The organism is Catenulispora pinistramenti (assembly GCF_018274385.1).
Taxonomy (GTDB): domain Bacteria; phylum Actinomycetota; class Actinomycetes; order Streptomycetales; family Catenulisporaceae; genus Catenulispora; species Catenulispora pinistramenti.
In genome coordinates this window covers 1-20,713 of sequence record NZ_JAAFYZ010000039.1, presented here as the reverse complement: position 1 = coordinate 20,713, position 20,713 = coordinate 1, and the positions used below count along the sequence as shown (strand labels likewise).

Here is a 20,713-nt window from a genome sequence, read left to right as displayed (position 1 = left end):
ATGCGATCAGACTCGGCTGATCGGACTCAGGTGATCGGACTCAGGTGATCGGACTCAGATGGTCGGACTCAGATGGTCGGACTCAGGTGATCGAGATCGTCGCGGCGGCGGGCGAGCCCACCGTGTAGGACGAGTCCGGCTGGATCGTGACACTCACGGTCCGGGTGTCGGTACCGGTGTCGGGACGGCGCGTGCCGAACGACACGGTGACCGAGGACTGCCCGGCCGGGATCACCGCGGCTCCCGGCAGCCCGTCGAAGTCGTAGCGCTGCCCGGCCGTCCCGCCGACCGCGTAGCTCACCGGCAGCGGCGCGCTGACATCGGCGCTCGCCCTGGTGAAGGTGAGCTGGATCGGCGCTCCGGCCGCGACCGTGGCCGCGGAGGCGGCCACCGAGACGGTCGCGGCGGGCAGCGCGGGCATGTGCGTGATGGCGAAGGTGATGTTGCGCGGGCTCGACCCCAGGCTGGTGGAGACGCCGCTCGGGTCGACCACCGTCAGCGTGCCGCTCAGGTTCGCGAGCGTCGAGTGCGCCGTGGTGTCGTCGATGGCCTGCATGAACGGCGGTGCCTGGTCGGTGACCATCAGGAAGTTCGAGAACACCACGCCGCCGTACTCGCTGACCGGAGCCGCACCGCTGAATCCGTCCGCCTGCAAGGTGAACGGCTTGTACGTGCCGGCCGCGTTGCCGAGGTCCAGGCTCGCGGTGTTCGTCAGCTTGAGCTTGGTGCCGGTCGGCGGCTGCACCCCGCCGTTGGGATCGACGCCGCCGGACCAGCTGTGGGCGACCAGGATGCTCCCGGAGTTCGGCGAGGTGCGGATCAGGGAGTTGCTGAGGGTCACGGCCCCGCCGGGGTCCTTGCCCTGGTCGCCGGGACCGGCATACATGAAGCTCGGCTCGGGCGCGTCCTGCCCGGCGGCCGCCTGCTGCGGGCCGATCAGGATGCGGTCCAGCGTGATGCCGATCGGGCTGGTGGTCGGCGCGCCGGTGAGCCAGGCGGACTGGACCAGCACCCCGGAGTTGACGTTGCCGCCCATGAAGCAGTCGGTGACCGTGATGTTGGCCAGCCGGTTGTAGACCGGCTGGGTGTAGGGCGAGGGCGGCTTCAGGGCGGGAAGCGGCTGGTCCGGCTCGAAGTCGATGCCCGCCGACGGTCCGGTGCCGTTGGAGTTGGTGAACGCGCTGCCCGAGACGGTCATGCCGTCGCACGAGTTGACGCTCATGCCGTTGCGCCGGTTGTTGTCGCAGTGCACGTTGACGACCGTGACGTTGCCGCAGTAGCCGTTCACGGCGTAGTTGCCCTTGGTCGCGGTGACGGCGATCCCGTCGCCGCCGGAGTCCCGCAGCGTGAGCCCCTCGATCCAGATGTCGCCCGCACTCACGAGCTTGATGACGTGCCGCTGCTCCCCGGTCGTGTACTCGCTCTTGTTCATCGCCAGCGTCGCCCCGTAGCCGCTGAGGGTGACGCCGACGATCCCGAAGCCGCGGTTCGCCGTCGTCGACCGCGCGGCGTTCCCGCCGTCGATGGTGAGCAGGCACTGGGCGTCGGGGTAGGCCCCGGGCCGGGCCTGCACTGTCACGCCGGGCTGGAACAGGACCGTGAGTTTGAGGGCTCCGTTGCTGATCGGCGTGTGGTCGATGAGCAGCGGGTCGGTGACCCAGTTCTGGCCCACGTCGGGGATGACGACGGTGGCCGCGGTGCCGCCGGAGGCCGCCGCGGCGTCCAGCGCGGCTTGGATTCCGCTGGTCGGGTCGGAGGGGGTGAAGACCGCTGTGAAGGTCGGGCCGCCGTCGGCGTGAGCCCGGCCGCCGGCCGCGATGGGCAGTCCCGCGGCGACGACGGCCGCCGCGGAGAGTTGGAGAAAGCTTCGTCGCTTGGGGCCGAGACTATGGTCCTGGGAGTGTGCCGACATCGGATCGTCCTCCGGTTCGGTCAGGCGGCTTGGATGATGATCGGGTTCGAGGTCACGTGTCCGCCCGCGGCGAGGAACGCGCGGGCCAGCAGGGTGTGCGGGCCGGGCTCGGCACAGACGGCGGCGATGTTCGGCGGCGTCGTGGAGTAGTCGATCCGCTGGCCGTTGTGGTAGAACTCCACGCGCTCGACCGAGGCGGGGTCCGAGGCGACGGCGGTGACGACGACCGCGCTGCCCGCCGCCACCTGGGCGCCGTTGGCCGGTCCGCTCAACACCAGCGAAGGCGAGGTCGTGAAGGTCGCCGCGGTGTCGCGGTGGTCGGGGTAGCTCAGGTACTTCGACATGTCATAGCCCAGCGCCTCGCCCTGCTGGAGCTTGGCCTGCACGGCGCGGACGCCGTCCGCGGCGCCGGCGAAGGCGGTGCCGGACCACCAGCTCATCTTCTCGCTGTAGAGCCACACGTATTCGCTGCTCTTGAGCGCCGCGTGGTAGAGGTTGTGCTCGTACCACTGCTGGAAATCGCTCTGTGCGTAGGTCTTGTAGCAGCCGTAGACGGCGGCGATGTTCGGTGACGCGTGGCCGAGCGTGAGGTCCAGGTAGACCGTGGAGGCCAGCACGTTCTCCGCCCACTTACACCGGTTCTCCGGCGACACCGCGAACCAGCCGCCGCGCTGGTACTGCGCGTCGTAGACCCACAGCGTGCTCTCGTCGAACCAGTAGTCGGTCTCGCTGCCGTCGTGGATCGTCGCCTGGGGGCCGCGCGCGTCGAGCATCCCGTCCACGAAGGACAGGAAGAGCGCGTAGGGGTTGCTGGACAGCTGGCCGCCGAGGAACGCCTGGTACTGCGGGGTCAGGTACCGGAGCAGCACGGACATGTGCAGGATCAGCACCTTGATGTCCGGCCGGGCCGCCTGGAGGGCGGACATGAACTGCCCGCCGCGCATGCGTACCTGGGCCTGCGCCTGCTCGAAGGTGTTATCGGGGAAGAGCGTGGCGTTGTACTGCCAGGCGACGTTACCCGCCGAGTTCTCCGGGTCCAGGAAGACGCCGACCGCGCCGGAGGCCTGGACGGCCTGGCCCAGCAGCCCCAGGTTGGCCTGGATCGCCGTCCACTGCGTGTCGTCGAACCAGTTCATCGGGGTCGCCGGCGGCCGGCCCGCGGTGAGGACCAGGAAGTTGTCGGTGAAGGTCTGCCAGCCGATCGCCGACAGCACGTCGAGCTGGATGCCGGCGGCGGTCAGCGGGGTGGGGTCGAGCGGGTTGACCAGCTTGGTCGCCCCCGTGCCGCCGGACAGGGCCGGGTTCTCGTAGAGGTTGAAGGCGACGCCGTCCAGCGGCATCTGCTCCATCGCCTGGATGTGGTCGCGCAGGTAGACCGGGCCGGGCACGTCCCAGCCGTACTCCACGAACTTGCGGCGCGCGGTGCCCGGCGTGCCCGCGGCGCCGGCGAAGGGCTTGGGCGCCGGTCGCTGTCCGGGCTTCGCGGGCGCCGCGGCGGCTTCGGCGCGCCCGGCGCCGAGCAGCACCGCGCCGGGCGCCGCGGCCCCGCCGATCTTGATGAACGACCGTCTGTTCAGACCGCTCACGGTGGCCTCCGGCTCAGGAAGGGGAGTGTTTCAGTGAATGAAAACGGGTTTTCATGGTGGCGTGGAAGTGAAGATAGAAGCCCGCGGACGGGGTGTCAACAGTCAGCCCGTCGCCCCTTGGGTGCGAAATTGAAATGAATGTTGCATTGAGTGAATCGCTTCGGTCATACTCCCTGACATCGCATCCACCGATCTCCCAGGAGCCGACCCGATGCCGCTCGCCCTCCACGGCGGAACCCCCGTCCGCACCGAGCCCCTGCCCACCTCCCTGGACTCCTCCGGGCGCATCCTCGGCCGGGCCGAGCAGGAGGCGGTCGAACGCGTCATCGCCTCCGGCGTCCTGTGGCGCGTCACCGGCACCGAAGTCGCGGCGCTGGAGACCGAGTTCGCCGCCTTGCTCGGCACCGCGCACGCCGTGGCCAGCACCTCCGGCACCTCGGCGCTGCACCTGGCGGTGGCGGCCGTGAACCCGGAGCCCGGGGACGAGGTCATCGTCCCGCCGGTCACCGACTTCGGGACCGTGATCGCGGTGCTGGCCTGCAACGCGGTCCCGGTCTTCGCCGACGTCGACCCGGTCACCGGCTGCCTGACCCCGGAGAGCGTCGCGGCGAAGATCACCAGCCGGACCCGCGCGGTGATCGCCGTGCACCTGTTCGGCGGCCCCGCGCCGATCGGGGAACTGGTGGAACTGTGCCGACCGCGCGGGATCACTGTCATCGAGGACTGCGCCCAGGCCTACCTGACGGTCCCGCACGGCGGCACCGGCTACGCCGGCACCCGCGGCGACATCGGCTGTTTCAGCCTTCAGCAGACCAAGCACATCACCGCCGGCGACGGCGGACTCACCGTCACCGACGATCCGGAGCTGGCGCGCCGGATGCGGCTGTTCGCGGACAAGGGCTGGCCGCGCGACACCGGCGAGCGCACCCACCTGTTCCTCGGCCTCAACTACCGGATGACCGAGCTGGTCGGCGCGGTGGCCCGGGTCCAGCTCACCCGGCTCGGGGAGATCGTGGCGGCGCGGCGCGCGGTGGCGGCGCGGCTGACCAAGGAGCTCGACGGCCTCGCCGGACTCCGGCTGCCCTCGCCGGAGGAGATCAGCCGGCACTCGTTCTGGCTGTACCCGATCCTGCTCGATCCCGAGCTCGTCGGCACGGACAACGCGGACTTCGGCGCCGCGCTGCTCGCCGAGGGCATCCCGGCCTCCGCGGGCTATCTCGACCGCCCCGTCTACCTCACCCCGGCGATGGCCGAGCGGCGCACGTACGGCATCTCGGGGTTCCCGATCGACGGACGGCATTACGCCAAGGGCGACTGCCCGGTCGCGGAGGACATGATCGAGCGCACTCTCGTCGTCCTGCAGTGCAACGAGCGCTACTCCGATCAAGACGTGGACGACATCATCACCGCGGTCCGCCGGGTCCATGCGCACTTCGCGCACTTCGCACACCTCGCGGGCTGAGGCCCGGTGAAGCCGACCGACGTCCGGATCGTCGCGGCGGTCCCGAGCTTCCGGCAGGTACCGTTCGCCGTGCCGCTGACCCTCAGCTCGGGCCCCATCACCGGACTCACCGAAGCAACGGTCACCGTGTCGGTGGAGGCGCGGAACGGCCGCACCGCGAACGGGGTCGGCAGTGTTCTGCTGTCCCACCCCTGGGCCGGCGGCACCGACGACGCCATGCGCGCCACCGTCCGCGGCCTGGCCGCCGCGCTGCCCGCGTTCGGCACCGCCGACCCGCTCCAGCACGGCGCGAGGCTGCTCGACCTGGTCGCGCGGTCCTCCGGGCCGCGCCTGGCCGCCGAGGTCGCGGCGGGCCCGGTCGACCAGGCCGTCCACGACGCCTGGGCCAGGGCCGCCGGGCTCAGCGCCTACCGCATGTACGACGAGCGGTTCCTGAACGCCGATCTCGGCGCCTACCTCGGCCCGGACTTCGCCGGCAGCTGGCCGGGCGATCAGCTCTCGGCCACACCCGCGACAACGCTGCCCGTGCAGCACGTCCTGGGCGTGGCCGAGCCGGCCGCCGACGCCGCCGGCCGGCACTGGGTCAAGCTGAAGCTGACCGGCCGCGTCGACGCCGACATCGCGCGGGTGCGCGCGGTCGCCGCCCACGGGGCGCGGATCTCGCTCGACCCGAACGAGGCCTACACCGGCGCCGCGGATCTGGCCCGGCTGCTCAGCTCGGTGCGGGCCGAGTACGCGGGGCACGTCGAGTACGTCGAGCAGCCGGTGCCCCGCGGCGCGCCCGGTCCCGGCGCCGCCGGTCCCCTCCCGGTCCTGGCCGACGAAGGGCTGCCGGACCCGCGCGAGCTGGACGCCCTGACCGGCTGGGACGGCATCGTGGTGAAGACCTGTCGCGGCCAGAGCTCGGCCCTGCTCGCGTACTGCTGGGCGCGGAAGCGCCGGCGGTTCGTGGTGCAGCAGGACCTCACCCACGTGGGCCCGGCGCTCGCCCACGCGGCGGTGTTCGCCGCGCACTGCTCCTACTCAGTGCCCGCATTCGAGTGCAACAGCCTGCAATACGCCCCGGCGGGGAACGCGGAGCTCTCCGTCGAGCGGCCCGGGCTGGTCACCGAGCGGGACGGCTGCCTTGAAGTCTCGGCCTCAGGCGTCGGCATCCGCTAGTGCGGTGACCGCGGACATCCGCCGGGCTGGCGAGCAGAGACCCGCCGCTCGCCCACGTCCCACCCCTATCCTCAAGAAATGGACGCCATCGAGCCCGCCGACGCCGCCCTCCGCGCGTCCGACGCCGACCGGGAACGCGCGGCGCAGGTCCTCCAGGCCGCCACGGCCGACGGCCGCGTGACCCCGGCCGAGCTGGAGGAACGCCTGGAGCGGGTCTTCGCTGCGAAGTCCCGCGGCGAGCTCGCGACGATCGTCAGTGACCTGCGACCCGCCCGCCCGGCGGACGCCGCGCCGACGGCCGCCAAGGACCTGGGCGTGCTCAGCGACATCAGCCGCGGCGGCGAATGGGTGGTCGGCGACGGCTACACCGGCACCGCGGTGATCGGCTCGGGCGTCATCGACCTGCGGAACGCCGAGTTCACCGGTTCGGAGACGACCATCCGCGTCAACGCGTGGGTGAGCACGGTCTACGTGGTCGTCCCGCCGGACGTCGAGGTCCGCGTCGAAGGCAAGTCGGTCCTCGGTGGCTTCACCCGCGGACGCGACGAGCCCGGCCGCGCCAGGTCCGCGGCACACCGGATCACCGTTACCGGCGTCGCCGTCCTCGGCACCGTCCATGTGGTCCACGAGCTTCCGCCCGACAAGCTGCGGCGGCTGCACAAGCGGGAGCAGCGCGGTATCGAAGGCTAGTAGCCGACCCGGCGAACAATCCCGGTCACCGCACCGGCGGTAGCGGACGCCTCCCGTCCGGGGCGGAGACCGTCGCCGCCCCGGATGCCGGCCCTGCGAGCGCCGCCATGGCGGGTGCTGATTCAGCGGATCCGTCCGGCCAGCGCACGGCCCACAACCGGTCGTGCAGCGCGGGAACGAACTGCAGCGCGGCGCCGACGACGTGGTCGGCCACGCCGCTGGCCGAGATCGGATCGCTCGCGCCAGCGCCGGCGCTCGTGCCGGCGTCCGGCGTCCAGAACAGGTCGTGGCTTTCGCGCCATGCCTGTAGGTAGGCCGGGTCTCCGGTGCTCACCGAACAGTAGGCCAGCAGACGTGCCAAGGTGTCGTGGTGCCAGTACGGCGGCGGGGTGGGCAGCGGGTAGACCTTGCCGGTCCGTAGATCCTCGTGGGTCCGGCGGCCGTCGTAGTCGTGCTGGTAGGACCAGCCTCCGGCGCCGCGTTCGGCCAGCAGCCAGTCGCCGAAGCGGAGCACGGCGTCGTGCAGGGGGCCGAGGGCCGCCTCGTCCGGCGAGGTCCCTTCGGGCCGGAGTTCCAGACGGTCCAGCAGGCCGCCGAGGGCCAGCAGCCCCATCCACGGCTTGGTGATGTACCCCATCCAGGCGTGCATGCCCGCGCCGCCGCCCTGGTCGCCGAAGGTGCCGTTGGCTCGCTGGCTCGCCGCCACGGTCTGTGCGCCCTCGTCGGCCAGGCGGAGGAAGTATTCGTCGCCGAGGTAGCGGTAGAGCAGGATCGCGGCGCGCAGGTAGCACGCGTCGCGGCCGACGGCGAGGCGTGGCCAGGAGTTCAGGTGCGTGGCGTGCGCACTTTCCACCACAGTCTGCGCGGTGCGCAGCAGGAAGGGGTCGCCGGTCTCCAGGTAGGCGGCGATCGTGCCCTGCATCCGGCTCATCGGCAGCGACAGCGCGTTCGGCGGGTGGCCGTGCATCCGCATGAGTTTCGCGGCGTGGTCGACCGCGATGTCAGTGATCGCATACGCGGCACGCAGCGCGTCCTGGTACCCGTCCCCGGTCCGCCAGGCGTCGAGCAGCAGCGCGTACGGGAGCTCGCCCTCCCAGCCGGGTTCGTAGCGCGGGCCGTCGGGCAGGTCCCACCGCTGGAAATCGTTGCGCGGGACGGTGGCGTCCTCGAACCCGCCGCGCACCATATGTTCGCGTACCCAGCGCCGCGCCGCCCCCAGGCTCCGCTCGTCGTCCGCGGTCGTGACCGGCAGCACGGATCGGGTGGTGAGCTCTTCGCAGAGGCCGTACCACCAGTCCGGCGCGAGATAGCGGACCACTGTGGGTGAGCGGTCGGACAGACTCAATGAGAAGCGAAGCGTCCGCGCCATTCCGCGCGGGAAGGCCCGGTCTTCGGACCGGAAGAGGAACGGGTCGCCGGTCTGCTCATCGGGACAGGCGCCGCCGAACAGCTCGACCCCGGCGTAGGGCTGGAGGACCACCCAACCGTCTTCGCTCCTGATGTCGCCGGGCCGCGTCGGAGTCGCCAGCCGGGCCACCTCGGCGAAGTCGAAGCGCGCGGCGCCGACCGTGAGCCGGCGGGACGAGCCGTCCCAGCGCTCAGGCAGGCCAGGGGAATCGGCCGGCTCGGCGGTCTGGATGCCCAGGACCGGGACGACGTCCTCCAACGCCAGCCCGTCGTCCACGAACCGCGCGTTGACATGCCGAGCGAAGACCTCGCACACGCCGTTGCGGTGCAGCCGCACATGGATGCTCGCGTTGAGCCAGTTGTGCAGGTGGACGAACGTGTTGGTGTAGCTGGGCTGCTCGCGGTGGTCGGCGCCGGTGAGGTGGCGGTGCGCGATCGTGCCGCCCATCTCGACCGTGAGGCGTTCCTCGGTCTGCTCCACGACGACCAGGCGGCAGGCCTCCCACCAATGCACCGTCCCGCCGGTTCGCAACCCCATCGCCAGGCCGACCGACCGGCCGCCGAACCCCAGTCTCAAGAGGCTGCGTTCCCAGACGTAGCCGGGCTCCGGGCTCCGCTCGAAGACCTCCGTCGCCGCCCACGGCGGAGAGCCGTCGCCGACGGCGACATCCCCTCGGACAACCGGGAGCATCGCCGGCGCGGCCCCGGCCTCTCCGGCGTCCGCCGCGAGAATCAGCCGGCGCGCGAACCCGGTGCCCGGCCACGCCCCCAGCCGCAAAGCATCAGTAGGCTGCCCGCCGAGCGACACCGGGCCCGGTTCGGCACGCGGCCACGGCAGCGACGTGAGCAGCAGCCCCGCCTCCTCCTCGTCGCCCACACGCGTCAGAGGCAACCCCTCGACCAGCCCCAGCAGCTCGCTCAGCACAAGCCCGCTCATCACAGCTTGACGGTGTCGCCGGTACGCGCGGACTCGTAGAGCCCCAGCACCGTGGCCAGCACCCGCCGCCCGTCGGCCGTGCCGATCGCCGGCGGCCGGCCGTCGCGGACGGCGGCGACGAAGTCCCGGTACTGGGCTTGCGCCGCACCGTAGATGTCGATGGCGTCACCGCCGGACAGTGCGGAGTGCTCAGGGTAGGCGGCCGTCTCGGCGACCCGCTCGGTCCCCGGCTGGAGGCGGGTCGTGCGCAGGTACCCGAGTTCGCGCTCGCCGACTTGGGCGCTACCGAGGTCGCCGTATACCGCGACCCGTGAGTCGCGCCCCGGGTAGGCCGCGGTGGTCGCGCTGACCCCGGCGACGGCGCCGGAGGCGAAGCGGACGGTCCCGACGAGCGTGTCCTCGACCTCGATCCGCTCGTGCGCGAGCTGTCCGGCCTGCGCCTGCACCGCGACCGGCTCCCCCAGGAACCACAGCAGCAGGTCCAGGGAGTGCACGCCGAGCGTCATCAGGGCTCCGCCGCCCTCGACGGCCGCCGTGCCGCGCCAGGGCGTCGAGTCATAGTAGGACTGCGGCCGCCAGCTCGTCGTCTCGGCCATGCCGGACGTGAGCCGTCCCAGGTCCCCGGCGTCGATCGCCGCCTTGACGCGGACGGCCGCGGGCTCGAAGCGGCGCTGGCTCATCACGCCGACGGTCAGCCCGGTCCGGCGCTCGGCCTCGATCACCCGGTCGGCGGCGACCAGGCTGATGTCCAGCGGCTTCTCGACCAGCACGTGCTTGCCCGCTTCCAGCGCGGTCACGACCGCGTCGGCGTGCAGGCCGTGCGGGATGCTGACGCTGATCGCGTCGACGTCCGCGCGCCGGCACAGCGCTTCCAGACCCTCGACCGCTTCGCAGCCGAGCTCCCCGGCCACCGCCGCGGCCCGGTCCGGGACCGCGTCGGCCACCGCGACCAGCCGGGCCTGATCGGGCATCGAGGAAATCACCTTGGCGTGGACCACGCCGTACGAACCACAGCCGAGCACTCCGAATCGCATGTCCTCATCAGACTATCCGGGGCGGCATTCCGTCAAGCAAAATGCTTATTTCATTTTTTTGGAGCGCTGGGGACACCGGCAGCACCGGCAGCACCCGGCAGGGCCGCCACGTCGGGGGCCGCGGTCAGCGTCGCCGCCGCGGCCTTCAGCGCGGTCGCGACCTCCTCGACCTGCCGCAGCGGGAACCGCGCCGAGGGCGCGCTCAGGCTCAGCGCCGCCGGGAACGGCGTGCCCTCGATCGGCACGGCCAGGCAGCGTCCGTCGATCTCGTTCTCGCCGTCGTCGAAGGCGTACCCCAGGCGGCGCACCCGGCCCAGCTCGTTGAGGTAGTCCTCGGGCGTGGTGATGGTGTTGGCGGTGCGCGCCGGCATCCCGGCGGCCAGTATCCCCCGCACCTGGGCCTCGGGCAGGCGGGCCGCGATGGCCTTGCCGAGCGCCGTGGAGTGGATCGGGTCGCGGTCCCCGCGCGTGGCGGCCAGCCGGACGCCCCGGCGGCTCTCGACGATGTCGAGGTAGATCGTGGTGTCGCCGTCCAGCACGCCGAGGTTCAGCGTCTCGCCGAGTTCGTCGCGCAGCCGCTCCAGCACCGGGCGCGCGCGCTGGCGCAGCACCTCCAGGTGCCGGGACTGCATCCCGACGAACCCCAGGCCCAGCCGGAACATGCCGGTGGCGGGGTCGCGCTCCACGTAGCGCCGGGTCTCCAGCGTCCACAGATAGCGGAACGCCGAGGACTTGGGCAGGCCGGTGGCCTCCGCGACGTCGATGAGCGACACCCCGTCGACCGACTCCTGCAGCAGGTTGAGGATGGCGCAGACCCGCGCGACGGCCCGCACCGAGTAGTCACGCTCCTCCGAGCCGTCCGCAGCGCCTTCCTCTGGGGCCTCTGGAGCTGGGGCCTCTGGAGCCCGGGCCGGCTCCGTCGGCTCCTCGGGCTCGTCCGTCCTCCGCTTGGCCGACCTGGTCACTGCCACCGCATGCCTCGTGTCTCGATCAGTGAATGATGTGTTTCATCTTATCGACGGAACGCCGGGAGCTCCAACCATGACGGGGCATCAGGAGCGTGGACGACGGTCAGCGTATAGCGGTCTGGCAGGGCCGCAAGGCGTGGCCAGGAAGCCGGGGCGACGCAGAGCCGGATCCGGTGGCCCGGCCGCACCCGCCACGCGGTCGAGCCCACGTCCAGCACGAGGTCCTGATCGCGGTCGGGCGCGCTGAAGAGCCGGTGGCCGTGTTCGGCGACCGGATAGGACCGGCCGTCCGGATACTCGTCGCACAGCCGGAGCACCACATCGGCGACGGCTGTCGAGGCGCGGACCCGCAGCCGCGCCCGGACCGTGCCGACCACGTCCAACTCGGCCGCCAGCGGCGCCGAGGTGTAGGTGAGGACGTCGGGCCGGCGCTCGACCTCGGCCTGGTCCGCCGGGCCGGGGCGCGGCCACACGCCGAACAGCCGTCCGCCGAGGGACGGCGCCGGATCGTGCGGATCGTGCGCGACGGTCCGCGGGCCCAGGCCGACCGTCGCAGTCCCCTGTGAAGCCTCGCTCAGCACGCCGTCGGCGCCCAGCCGCAACGTCCGCCGCCCGGCCTCGGCCTCCGTCTCCGGCGGCGGCCAGTCCGGCAGCTCCAGCCACCGATCCGCGCCCATCTCGAAGACCGACACCGTCACCCCCAGATCGGCCGCCTCCGGCTTGAGCGCGGCCCGCAGCCAGCGCAGGCGCTCCTCCGGAAGCCCCACTCGGGCGGCCTCGGCGTTCACCCCTTGGTCCAGCTCCCCCGCGACGCGTCCGCCGACGTCGCCGTGCGTCCACGGCCCGACGACGAGCCGCTGCGGCTTCCCGCTCCGCCGGGCGGCGCGGAAGGCGGCCAGCGCGCCTTCGCAGAACACGTCGTGCCACCCGGCGACATGGAACCCGGCGACCGGCGGCGCGGGCCCGCCCCCGGAGATCGCCGCCCAGTACTTCTGCTTGGGCGAACACTCCCAGTTCCTTGCCGGTGGAAAGATCTCGTCCCACGGTTCCCGTGCAGTCGGATCAGGCGCGAGATCACGCAGCTCCGCCGCGCGCCGGGCGGCCGCCTCGTCCGGCGCGGACCCGCTCGCGGCCAGCCCCAGTGCCCAGGCGCGGGTGAACCCGAGGACCGGCACCCCGCCCTCGAACGTCCAGCCCTCGGCGAACCCGGCGGGGCTGACGTACGGCGAGATCGCGACGAGGCCGGGCGGCCCGGCCCGGGCGGCGAGCCACTGCGTGGCGGCCCGATACGAGGCGCCGAACATCGCGACCCGCCCGTCCGACCACGGCTGCCGGGCACACCACCGGACCGTGTCCGCGCCGTCCGCGATCTCCTGGTGGAAGGGTTCGAAGACGCCGCCGCTCTCGCCCCGGCCGCGCACGTCCTGGACCACCACGGCCCACCCGGCCCGGGCCATCCCGACGACGTCCTCGACCTGCCGTGAATGGGCCCGGCCGTAAGGCGTCCGGGAGAGCAGCACCGGCAGCGGCCCGCCCCGGTCCGGACGCAGGACGTCGGCGGTGAGGACCGTCCCGTCCCGCATCGGGACCCGGGCCGTCTCGACGATCAGGCCCATGCGGTCAGGCCGTCCCGGTATCGGCCGTGAGGGCGGCGTCGACCCGTTCCAGCGCGTCGGAGAGCTCTGCGTCCCCGTGCGCGGCCGAGACGTACCAGATGCCGCGGCCGGCGACCCATACCCCGTGCTCGGCCAGCAGCCGGGAGAATTCGGCGTACCGGACGAGGTCCAGCTCTCGCAGACCGCTGAGATCGCGGACCGGCGCGGAGCCGCCGACGGACCGCGGCCCGCCGAAGGAGACGTGGAAGGCCGCGGGCAGGCCCTGGATCCGCAGCGGCACCTGGTGCTTGTCGCCGAGCCCCGCCAGCCCGGCGCGCAGCCTGGTCCCGTGCTCGGCCACGCGCTCGTACGGCGGATCCTCAGTCAGCACCTCCAGGGTCGCCACCACCGCGGCGGCGGCCATGACCGAGGCGTTGAAGGTCCCGGAGTGGTTGACCTCGCCGGTGCCGAACCGGCCCATCAACTCCTCGCGCCCGGCCAGTGCGCTCACCGGCCAGCCGCCGGCCAGCGCCTTGCCGTACACGGCCAGGTCCGGCGTGACCCCGTAGTGCTCGGCCGCGCCGCCGAGCGCGAGCCGGAACCCGGTGATCACCTCATCGAAGATCAGCACCGTCCCGTGGGCCGTGGTCAGCGCGCGCAATGCCTCCAGGAAGTCCGGCTCGGCGACGATCGCCCCCTGGTTGCACATCATCGGCTCCACGATGACGGCCGCGATCTCCTCGCCGTGCGCCGAGAACACCTCGGCCAGCGCGTCGGTGTCGTTGAACGGCGCCACCAGCCAGTCGGCCAGTGCGTCGGCGGGCTGGCCGAGGGTGCCGGGGCGACCGCCCTCGGCCCCGAAGTCCATCAACACGTTGTCGATCCAGCCGTGGTAGTGCCCGGCGAACCGCAGCAGGCGGCGCCGTCCGGTGGCGGCCCGGGCCAGGCGCAGCGCGCCCTGGACCGACTCGGTCCCGGAGACCCCGAACCGGACCAGGTCCGGCCACCGCACGGCCGCGATGAACCGCTCGGCCGCCTCGACCTCCAGGGCGTGCTGCGCGCCGTAGACCATGCCGGAGCGCACCGCCCGGGCGACCGCCTCGGTGACCTGCGGGTGGGCGTGGCCGAGGAACGCCGGCCCCTGGCCGAGCAGGTAGTCGACGTAGTCATTGCCCTCGACGTCCCACAGCCTGGGCCCGGCGCCGCGCTCGAAGAACACGCGCGGTGCCAGGAGCCTGACGTTCGAGCTGACGCCGCCGGGTATCACGGCCTCGGCGCGGTCCCGCAGCCCCGCGGTCCGGGTGGCCGCCTGCGACGTGGTCACGCGCGGTCCTCCGGCTCCGGGATCCAGAACACGGCGTCGGCCTCGATGTCGAAGCCGGGCAGCGCGACCGGCACCGTCGTGCGGGCCGGATAGGGCTCACTCAGCCGAGCCGCGCAGACCCGGTTCCACTCGCCGAAATGCGCGTGGTCGCTGAGGTAGGCACCGAGCCGGACGGCCCGGTCCAGACCGGTCCCGGCCGCCGCCGCGAGCGCCGCGAGGTTGTCGAACACGGCGTGCGCCTGCTCGGCGAAGGTCTGCCCGCACCGCTGCCCGGCCGCGTCGAAGGGCCCTTGGCCGGACACGAACAGCAGGTCACCGACTCGTAGCGCCGGGGAGTAGGGACCGGCCGGGGGCGCTCCGGACGGGCTCGCGACAGCTTCGATCACGACGACGCTCCTCATTAAGAAATGAAATACTCGTTCTGCTCACTAAACTAGAGCCCAGAAAGCAAGGAGCGTCAACCCTCGCCTCCCGCTACCGCCGGGCCAGGGCCCCGCCACGCACGCTGAGCGGCACTGTCAGGTGCGGAGACCCTTGACAACGAGAGGCGGGAGGGTCGAACCTCTGCACAGCAGAGTTTCAGCAACCGATACGGCGAGTTCACTAACGGAAGCGAGTGAGCCATGCGGCGACGACAACCTCCCCTCCTGGCGGGTGTGGCTCTGGCGGGAGTGGCGCTGTGCGCGAGCGCGTGCGGCGGCAGCAGCAGCGGTGGCGCCGGCGCGGCGGGTTCCGGGGCAGGCGGCGACCACCTGACGATCTGGAGCCAGTGGCTCAAGGGCCAGCCGGGACAGCAGTTCCTCCAGGCCGCCGTCGACGACTTCCAGAAGCAGACCGGCATCAAGGTGACGGTGCAGTGGAAGGGCAACGCCGTCGTCAAATCCCTGCTGCCGGCGCTGAACTCCCCGGATGTGCCGACCGACGTCGTGGAGACCAGCGCCAGCCAGATCCAGAACGTGCTCTACCCGGCCGGCGGCATGCTGGACCTGACGAGCGCCTACCAGCAGCAGGTGCCCGGCACCGGCCAGACGGTGGCCCAGGTCGTCGGCCCGGCCGCGACCTCGCTGGCCACGCCGACGGACGCCGCCGGGCAGACCACGGGCGGACCGGTCGTGGTGCCGTACTGGGCCTCGGCGACCGGCGTCGTGTTCTACAACGGCCAGAACTTCCCGGCGCTGGAGAGCGCCGCGCCCAAGGACTGGGACGCGTTCTTCTCGATCCTGGACGCCCAGAAAGCCAAGAACCGCCGGCCGTTGGCCCAGGACGGCAGCGTCACCTCCTACAACGCCGTGTTCTACAACGACTTCCTGGCCTCGATCCTCGGTCCGGACGCGCTGAACAAGGCCGAGACCGACAAGACCGGCCAGACCTGGAAGCAGCCCGGCTACCTGCAAGCGGCACAGCTCGTGGAGCGCCTGGCCAAGGGCGGCTACTTCACCGACGGCTATGACGCCTCGAAGTTCCCCGCGATGGAGAACAAGTGGGCCAACAACGACGCGGACTTCAACGTCAACGGCAGCTGGCTGCCCAGCGAGGTCGGCCCGGTCGCCGCTCCCGGGTTCGACTACCGGTCGTTCGCCTTCCCGGCCGTGGCCGGACACAGCGCTCCCCCGCTGAACGTGACCGTGAGCGGAATCGGCGTCCTGAAGTCCTCCAAGCACCAGGCCGCCGCTGAGAAGTTCGCCGCCTTCCTGCTCCAGCGCGGTTATCAGGAGCAGGTCGCGACCGAGATGCAGAACATCCCGATCGCCAAGGACGTCCCGGCGCCGCCGGCGGTCCAGGCGGTGAAGCAGGCGATCGACGCCGGGCAGGTCAACACCGTCCGCTCCCCGGCCTCACTGGCCGACTACAACGCGAAGATCTACTTCGGCCTGGACGACAAGCTCATCTTCGGCAAGCTGAGCGCCGCGCAGTTCATCGACTCGATGAGCTCGGACAGCGCCGACTACTGGAAGTCGAAGGGCTGAGGATGGCCTCGGCAATCGTGGTCGGCTCCACGACGGAAGACGGCCGCCGGCCGGTCGGGCCCGGCCGGCGGCACTCACCGTTCCACCGTGCGCGCCGGCGGATGTTCGTCCCCTTCGTCTACCCGGCGCTGGCCGTCTACATGCTGATCATGGTCGCGCCGACGCTGTTCACGCTCTGGCTCAGCCTCAACCGGTGGGCCGGCGCCGGGCCGATGCAGTGGGCCGGGCTGCACAACTACACGGCGATGTTCCGGGATCCGGTGTTCCGGACCTCCTTCGTCAACACCTTCTGGATTGTCGTCGGCGTGGGGGCCGCGGTCTTCGCCATCGCCTTCGGCATGACCATCCTGTTGCAGGACATGGCGGGCCGCAGGTTCGCGCGGGCCGTGGTGTTCTTCCCCTCGCTGGTGCCGGGCATCGCGATCTCGATCATGTGGGGCTACCTGTTCAACCCCGACGGTCTGGTCAACACGCTGCTCGCCGACGTCGGGGTGCACAGCCACCCGGAGTGGCTGGCGCAGGACAACATGTTCAAGGTCATCCTCATCGGCATGACCTGGCTGTCCTCCGGCGTCTACACGGTGATCTTCATGGCGGCCGTGGACCGGATCCCGCCGGAGCTCTATCAGGCCGCTGAGATCGAGGGGGCGAGCGCCTTCCAGCGGTTCCGCTACGTCACCTTCCCGCTGATGAAGGACGTCGTCAGCGTGTGCTCGGTGCTGTGGTGCGTCGGCGCGCTGAAGACGTTCGAGTTCCTCCTGGTGTTCTCGGCCGAGTCCGGAGCGCTGCCGCCCACGAACATCTGGAACTTCGCCATGTACTCCTACGCCGAGGCGTTCAACCCCGACGGCACGGCCGACTACGGGATCGCCGCGGCCTGCGGCGTCATCGTCCTGCTGCTCACCGGCCTGCTGATGGTCCTGGCGCGCCGCGTGCTGCGCCGGGACGCCGACACCTACTAGAGGCCGGGGAGCATCGATGACGAAGATCAAACGGCACCGCGGCTGGGGACATCTGGTGACGGTGCCCGTCGCGTGGGCGATCGTGGCGGCCAACGTCCTGATGATCGTGTGGATCGTCCTGTCCTCGCTGAAGTCCACCCGGGAGATGGCGCTGCACCCGTGGTCGTGGCCGAAGCACTTCATCTGGAGCAACTACCGGACCGCGTGGGTCTCGGCGCAGTTCGGCGCCGGTGTGGGGAACTCGCTGCTGCTGATCGTCGGCTCGGGGCTGGCCTGCATCCTGCTCGCCGCTCCGGCCGCCTACGCGCTGTCCCGGTTCCGCGTGCGCAGCAGCGGCGTGCACACGGCGTTGTTCGTCCTCGGCCTCGGGATCCCGGCGCAGACGATGTTCATCCCGTTGTATGTGGCCTTCGACCGCGTCGGGCTCGTCGACTCCGTCTGGGGCCTGATGCTGATCTACACCGGAGCCGGGATCCCCTACGCGCTGTTCCTGCTGACGGCGTTCTTCCGGTCGCTTCCGGTCGAACTCGAAGAGGCCGCCGCCCTGGACGGGGCCGGGCCGGGTTACACGTTCTGGCGGATCATGCTGCCGCTGGCACGCTCCGGCCTGATCACGATCTTCGTGCTCCAGGCGATCGGGCACTGGGGCGAGACGTTCTTCGCGCTCGTCATGCTGCACACCAAGACCACGCTGTCGCTGTCGCTCTACAACTTCACGCAGACGATGCAGTACACCGGATCGCGCTACTCGGTGCTGTTCGCCGGTCTGGTCATCCTCATCGCGCCGCTGCTCGTGCTCTACATCGTGCTCGGGCGCCGGATCATCGAGGGCATCTCTGCCGGATACAGCAAATGACCGGGACCGGAGGTTCCGCGACCATGAGAATCGGCCTGGTCGGTACCGAGAGCACGCACGTCGACCACATGATCCGGTACTGCAACGCTGAGCGGCGCGGCGGGGACGCACGCATCGTCGCCGTCGCCTCGCAGCCGGACTCCGCGGAGGAACGCGACGTCGGGCTGCCCGTGGTGCCCGCCGTCGAAGACCTGATCGGGCTGGTGGACGCGGTCATCGTCACCGACCGGCACGGCGGGCAGCACGCGGCGCACGCGCTGCCGCTGCTGGCGGCCGGGCTGCCGGTCCTGGTCGACAAGCCGCTGGCGGTGAGCGTAGCCGACGCCGAGGCGATGATCCGCGCGGCCGAGCGCCATGGCGCGCCGCTCACCTCGTATTCGGCGCTGCGGTGGCTGCCCGAGGTTCGTGCACTGATTCAGGACGCGCCGCCGTCCGCCGTCGCCGCCACCGGCCCGGTCGATCCGGACAGCCCGCACGGCGGCGTCCACTTCTACGGAGTCCATCCCGTCGAGATGGCGCTGACGCTGTGTCGCGGGGACGTCGGGGAGGTCCAGGTGACGCGGACCCGGGACGCGATCGTGGCCTGCGCGCCGGTCGGCGGGACCGCGGTCACCGTCACCATGGTCCGCCCGGATCCGAAGCCAGTGCCCTTCCACCTCTGTGTCGTCGCAGAGGACTGCTCTGTCACCACCGCCCAGCCCGTTTTGGACGACCACTACCTCTATCCCGGACTCGACGCGTTCTTCGCGATGGTGCGCAGCGGTGTGCCGCCGGTCCCCTACGACGAACTGCTCCGCTCCGTCCGCTTCCTCGCCGCCGTTTCCGAACCAGGAGCCCACCTTTCATGACCACGACACTGGCGGAGATCGCCCGGCGGGTCCACGAGCCCGACGAACGACTGATCCACGAACTCGCCAAGACCGAGGGCGACCTGGTGGTGCTCGGCGCGGCCGGGAAGATGGGCGTCAGCCTGGCGCGCATGGCCGCCGCGGCCTTCGACCGGCTGCCGGGCGGGCGCACCGTCCACGCGGTGTCACGGTTCTCCGACTCCTCGGCCCGCGCCGAACTGGACCAGGCCGGGGTGCGCACGGTCAGCGCGGACCTCGCCGACGACTCGGCGCTCGCGGGCCTGCCCGACGCACCGAACGTCGTCTACATGGTCGGCCGCAAGTTCGGCACCACCGGCGACGCCGCGCCGACCTGGGCGACCAACGTCTACCTGCCGGGCCGGGTGGCGCAGCGCTATGCGGGGGCCAGGATCAGCGCCTTCTCCAGCGGGAACGTCTACCCGCTGCTACCGCCGACCTCCGGCGGCGCGGACGAGAACGTCGCACCGGACCCGGTCGGCGAGTACGCGCAGTCGTGCCTGGGACGGGAGCGGATCCTGGCCTACCAGGCGGCGGCGACCGGCAGCCCGCTGGCGATCATCCGCCTGAACTACGCGATCGACTGCCGCTACGGGGTGCTCACCGACATCGCCCGCGCGGTGCTCGCGGACACCCCGGTCGACCTCGGCAACGGCCTGGTCAACGTGATCTGGCAGGGCGATGCGAACCGCTACGCGCTCAGCGCCCTGGCCCACGCCGACGGCTCCGGCAAGGAGCCGCTGGTCCTCAACGTGACCGGCCCGGAAACCGCCTCCGTCCGCTGGCTCGCCACCGAACTCGGCCGCCGCCTGGACCGCGAACCCGTCTTCGCCGGCGCCGAATCGCCGACCGCGCTGCTGTCCAACGCGGCCCGCTGCTTCGGCCTGTTCGGCTACCCGGAGGTGTCGCTGCACCAGATGCTCGACTGGACGGTCCTCTGGCTCCAAGAAGGCGGAGCACTCCTGGACAAACCCACCCACTTCACCGAGCGCGCGGGACGGTTCTGATGCTCACCGACGACAAGCGCCGGCGCCTGCGCGAGGGAATGGTCATCCCCGCCCACCCGCTCGCCCTGCACGAAGACCGCACCCTGGACCCGAAGCGCCAGCGCGCACTGACCCGGCACTACCTCGACTGCGGCGCCGGCGGCATAGCGGTCGGCGTCCACACCACCCAGTTCGAGATCCGCGACCACGGCCTGTACGAACCGGTCCTCCGCCTGGCCGCCGAAGAAGCCGGCCCGGACCCCATCCTGGTCGCCGGAGTCCTCGGCCCCACCCCCTCGGCCCTGGCCGAAGCCCGCATCGCCGCCGACCTCGGCTACGACCTGGCACTGGTCGCCACCCCGGGCTGGGGCACCGCCCCGGAGCAGGAGATCCTCGAAGGCGTCGCCCGCATCGCCGAGATCCTGCCCGTCTTCGGCTTCTACATCCAACCAGCCCTGGGCAAACGCCGCTTCGGCTACGACTTCTGGCGCCGGTACGCCCAGATCCCCGGCGTCGAAGCCATCAAGATCGCCCCCTTCGACCGCTACGCGACCATCGACGTCATCCGCGCCGTAGCGGACACCGGCCACGCCGAGGACATCGCCCTCTACACCGGAAACGACGACAACATCATCGTCGACCTCCTCACCCCCTACCGCGTCAACGGCACCACCCTGCACATCGTCGGCGGCCTCCTGGGCCAATGGGCCATCTGGACCCGCGCAGCCGTCGCCCTCCACACCGAAGCCCGCACCATCGCCCGCACCGGCGCCCCCATCCCCGCCGACCTCCTCACCCGAGCCGCCGAACTCACCGACGCCAACGCAGCAGCCTTCGACGCCGCCAACACCTTCGCCGGCAGCATCGCGGGCATCAACGAAATCCTTACCCGCGATGCGCTGCTGCCCGGCAACTGGTGCCTGTCTGAGCACGAGCGGCTTTCGGCTGGTCAGGCTGGTGAGATTGATCGGGTGATTGCGGCGTATCCCGGGATTGTTGG

General features: G+C 71.4%; 17 protein-coding genes. 9 read left to right on the top strand and 8 right to left on the bottom strand.

All coding sequences use genetic code 11. The features are described from left to right. Positions 1-82 precede the first annotated feature (82 nt). Positions 83-1,912, bottom strand: a complete 1,830-nt coding sequence (locus KGQ19_RS14145; RefSeq protein WP_212009585.1) for a right-handed parallel beta-helix repeat-containing protein — start codon at positions 1,910-1,912, stop codon at positions 83-85. Between the two features lie 20 nt (positions 1,913-1,932). Then, positions 1,933-3,498, bottom strand: coding sequence for an Ig-like domain-containing protein (locus tag KGQ19_RS14140; protein ID WP_212009584.1), 1,566 nt, complete (start codon positions 3,496-3,498; stop codon positions 1,933-1,935). Positions 3,499-3,709: 211 nt separating this feature from the next. On the opposite strand from KGQ19_RS14140, the gene KGQ19_RS14135 reads away from it, so the two are divergent. From KGQ19_RS14135 to KGQ19_RS14125, 3 genes are all read left to right on the top strand, one after another. Then, on the top strand, positions 3,710-4,960 hold the full coding sequence (locus tag KGQ19_RS14135; protein WP_212009583.1) for a DegT/DnrJ/EryC1/StrS family aminotransferase: 1,251 nt from the start codon (positions 3,710-3,712) through the stop codon (positions 4,958-4,960). 6 nt (positions 4,961-4,966) lie between these two features. Next, a complete protein-coding gene (locus KGQ19_RS14130; RefSeq protein WP_212009582.1) occupies positions 4,967-6,121 on the top strand; it encodes an enolase-like domain-containing protein in 1,155 nt (384 codons plus the stop codon). 78 nt (positions 6,122-6,199) lie between these two features. Next, complete coding sequence (locus tag KGQ19_RS14125; protein WP_212009581.1) at positions 6,200-6,811, top strand: DUF1707 SHOCT-like domain-containing protein; 612 nt, start codon at positions 6,200-6,202, stop codon at positions 6,809-6,811. 25 nt (positions 6,812-6,836) lie between these two features. On the opposite strand, the gene KGQ19_RS14120 is transcribed toward KGQ19_RS14125, so the two are convergent. The 6 genes from KGQ19_RS14120 to KGQ19_RS14095 are packed head-to-tail and all read right to left on the bottom strand — an operon-like array spanning position 6,837 to position 14,462. After that, a complete protein-coding gene (locus KGQ19_RS14120; RefSeq protein WP_212009580.1) occupies positions 6,837-9,158 on the bottom strand; it encodes a hypothetical protein in 2,322 nt (773 codons plus the stop codon). Then, positions 9,155-10,189 (bottom strand): Gfo/Idh/MocA family protein, encoded by a 1,035-nt coding sequence (locus KGQ19_RS14115; RefSeq protein ID WP_212009579.1) that lies wholly within the window; start codon positions 10,187-10,189, stop codon positions 9,155-9,157. Before KGQ19_RS14115 ends, KGQ19_RS14120 begins: the two co-directional genes overlap by 4 nt. A gap of 50 nt (positions 10,190-10,239) precedes the next feature. After that, entirely contained in the window at positions 10,240-11,160 is a 921-nt protein-coding gene (locus tag KGQ19_RS51860) for an IclR family transcriptional regulator (protein WP_212009578.1), read from the bottom strand. 41 nt (positions 11,161-11,201) lie between these two features. Then, positions 11,202-12,773 carry a CocE/NonD family hydrolase gene (locus KGQ19_RS14105; RefSeq protein ID WP_212009577.1) on the bottom strand — a complete coding sequence of 524 codons (1,572 nt, stop codon included), beginning with the start codon at positions 12,771-12,773 and terminating at the stop codon, positions 11,202-11,204. Positions 12,774-12,777: 4 nt separating this feature from the next. Beyond that, complete coding sequence (locus KGQ19_RS14100; RefSeq protein WP_212009576.1) at positions 12,778-14,076, bottom strand: aspartate aminotransferase family protein; 1,299 nt, start codon at positions 14,074-14,076, stop codon at positions 12,778-12,780. Then, a complete protein-coding gene (locus tag KGQ19_RS14095) occupies positions 14,073-14,462 on the bottom strand; it encodes a RidA family protein (RefSeq protein WP_212009575.1) in 390 nt (129 codons plus the stop codon). Before KGQ19_RS14095 ends, KGQ19_RS14100 begins: the two co-directional genes overlap by 4 nt. Positions 14,463-14,732: 270 nt before the next feature. Here KGQ19_RS14095 and KGQ19_RS14090 point away from each other — a divergent pair, with 270 nt between their 5' ends. From KGQ19_RS14090 to KGQ19_RS14065, 6 genes are all read left to right on the top strand, one after another. Beyond that, positions 14,733-16,043, top strand: coding sequence for an ABC transporter substrate-binding protein (locus tag KGQ19_RS14090; protein ID WP_212009574.1), 1,311 nt, complete (start codon positions 14,733-14,735; stop codon positions 16,041-16,043). 2 nt (positions 16,044-16,045) lie between these two features. Then, a complete protein-coding gene (locus KGQ19_RS14085) occupies positions 16,046-17,005 on the top strand; it encodes a carbohydrate ABC transporter permease (protein ID WP_212009573.1) in 960 nt (319 codons plus the stop codon). A gap of 16 nt (positions 17,006-17,021) precedes the next feature. Next, positions 17,022-17,861, top strand: coding sequence for a carbohydrate ABC transporter permease (locus tag KGQ19_RS14080; protein WP_212009572.1), 840 nt, complete (start codon positions 17,022-17,024; stop codon positions 17,859-17,861). Between the two features lie 23 nt (positions 17,862-17,884). Further along, entirely contained in the window at positions 17,885-18,709 is an 825-nt protein-coding gene (locus KGQ19_RS14075) for a Gfo/Idh/MocA family oxidoreductase (protein WP_212009571.1), read from the top strand. Further along, positions 18,706-19,734: an NAD-dependent epimerase/dehydratase family protein gene (locus KGQ19_RS14070; protein WP_212009570.1), complete on the top strand. Its 1,029-nt coding sequence runs from the start codon at positions 18,706-18,708 to the stop codon at positions 19,732-19,734. The genes KGQ19_RS14075 and KGQ19_RS14070 overlap by 4 nt, the downstream gene beginning before the upstream one ends. Continuing rightward, on the top strand, positions 19,734-20,713 hold a 980-nt coding region (locus KGQ19_RS14065), incomplete at its 3' end, for a dihydrodipicolinate synthase family protein (RefSeq protein WP_212009569.1). The genes KGQ19_RS14070 and KGQ19_RS14065, both read left to right, overlap by 1 nt.